The following is a 2,463-nucleotide window of genomic DNA, read 5'->3' on the forward strand; positions in this document are numbered from 1 at the left end:
CGATCAGCTTGAGACCGGATACCGGGCCCGACGTTTCCGCACCGGTGGCAGCCTTTACCTTGATCTGGAGGATGCGGCAATGTTCGAAGGGGCCTATTACGACGATGGTCGGCTGTGGCTGATTACCAGTACCACTCCCCTGCCGGCTTCGCCTGATACTACTCATTTGAGCTATATTCCGCCTTCACCGCTGACCTCCAGCTGGGGATTCATGCTCGACACTGCCAGCCGGGTGCCGGTGATCCAGGGGCCGTTAGAAGATGAGGTGGTTCTTCCGGATACCTGTGTCCCCTGGCCCCATGGCGGCTATTTCTCCCTGGGGGATGTGGATGGGGATGGCCGGGATGAGATTGCCGGGATCGTGTTTCATAGTTATATCGGGTGGGCTACATCGGATAAGAAAATGATGGTGACCGACGCCGATGGGACTCCCCTGGACGGGTTCCCGGTCGTGGCCAACTTCCAGAGCCCGGTTCTGATGGCTAACCTTAGGGATGACATCCGCCCGGAGCTGGTAGTGGCGGAGCGCGGGGATATTGCCGTCTATAGTCCGGAAGGGCAGCTGCTCAAACGTCTGGGTCTCCACGCCCAACCGGACGAGCTGTTTCTCTTCCACACCGCCGATGGCAAGGTCGGCCTGGCTAACGGCGATCGCATCCACTGGTTTGAGCCGAGCCATCTGAATCCCCAATGGGTCACGCTGGAGGGCCGCCACTCCCAAAGCCGATACTCACTCAATGATGGCACCCATCTGGTACCGCAGCCCACTGTACTGGACAAGGCCCGGGTGTACAACTATCCCAACCCGGTGACCGAAGGGCATACAACCATTCGCTTCTACACCGGAAGCGCTTCACTGGCTACCATCCACATTTATACCATTGACGGCCTACTGGTAGTTAAAAAGCAGCTTTCGAATCTGGCTACCAACGGTTACAACGAGTGGGTTTGGGAGGTGGGGGACAATCCATCGGGTCTGTATTACGCCGTGGTGGAGGTAGCAGGGGCTGATAAGGTTTCGGCCTTGATCAAGATTGCGATAGTCCGGTGAGGGGTGGTCGACGAGGGTGCTGGCGTCTGGTGTTTATTCTGGGGGCGCTGGTAGCACTAGCCTGGGGCCAGGAGGAGTGGTACAACCATCCCGAGCTGGAATGGCAGTCCTTTGAGACCGAACATTTCCTGATTCATTTTCACCATGGGACGGAGCGTTCGGCCCGGGAAGCGGCCACCGTCGCGGAAAAGATTTACGGTCCGGTTACCCGGATCTATAATTACGAGCCCCCGACCAGGACCCAGATTATCATTAAAGACGTCGACGACGTCTCTAATGGGATCGCTTATTACTACGATAACAAGATCGAAATCTGGGCGCGGCCGATGGATTTTGACCTGCGGGGAAGCCACCGCTGGATGCAGGACGTCATCACCCACGAGTTTGTTCACATCATCCAGATGGCCACGGCCATGAAGTTCAGCTCCCGGGTACCCGGTCTGTACTTTCAGGCTCTCGGATACGAAGAGGAGAAGCGGGAGGATGTACTCTACGGCTATCCCAATGTGTTGGTATCCTACCCCTACCCGGGCGTCAATATTCCCCCCTGGTTCGCTGAGGGTGTGGCTCAGATCATGTACCCGGGTGCCAACTACGACTACTGGGACACCCACCGGGATATGATTCTGCGAGACCGGGTCCTCAATGGTAATCTGCTCAGTTTTACCGCTATGAACAGCTTCGGAAAACGGGGCACCGGGAACGAGAGCGTCTACAACCACGGCTTTGCCTTCATCAGATTCCTGGTGGACCGGTTTGGCCTGGAGGTGGTGGAGGCTATTTCACGAATCATGGCGGCGCCACTGACTATCTCGGTAAGCCGGGCGATGGAGCATGTAACAGGCGTGCCGGGACCCCGGCTCTATCAGGAATGGAAGGCGGAGCTGGAGGAACACTACGACCGTGCCATGGTTAACGTCAGCCGCCATGAGGTCAGCGGTGAGATCCTCGTCGCCAAAGGATCCACTAACATCCACCCGGTCTGGCACCCTACCGAACGCAAGTTCGCCTTTCTATCTGATCAAAGATCCGACTTTTTCGGCCAGACCGACTTATATATTTACGATTTTGAGACCGGCAGGTCGAAGCGCATCGCTGATATAGTAGAATCGGCCCCCTGCTGGTCAGCTGATGGACAGACGCTCTATTATGCTGGCCGCAGCAAGCCTGGAAAAACCGGGGCCCGATGGCTGGACCTATTCGCCTATGACGTGGATCGCCGCAAGAAAGAACGCCTGACCCACGGCGAACGGGTGACCGCACCGATAATAGTAAATGATGGTCAGGCCATTGCCTACCTGACGGTGACCGATGGAACCTCCAGCATCAGGCTGATTGATTTGGCAACGGGGGGAATCACGACACTCAGGACCTTAGAGGATGGAGATTATATTCACTCGCTGACATACAGT

General features: G+C 56.7%; 2 protein-coding genes. Both read left to right on the forward strand.

What is annotated here, in order from left to right; genetic code table 11:
- The coding region (locus tag ACETWG_10625; protein ID MFB0517038.1) for a T9SS type A sorting domain-containing protein at window positions 1-1,051 on the forward strand (1,051 nt) is incomplete at its 5' end.
- A 29-nt stretch (window positions 1,052-1,080) separates the two neighbouring features.
- Window positions 1,081-2,463: TolB family protein (locus ACETWG_10630; GenBank protein MFB0517039.1), on the forward strand; the 1,383-nt coding region annotated here is incomplete at its 3' end.

Source organism: Candidatus Neomarinimicrobiota bacterium, assembly GCA_041862535.1.
GTDB lineage: Bacteria > Fidelibacterota > Marinisomatia > SCGC-AAA003-L08 > TS1B11.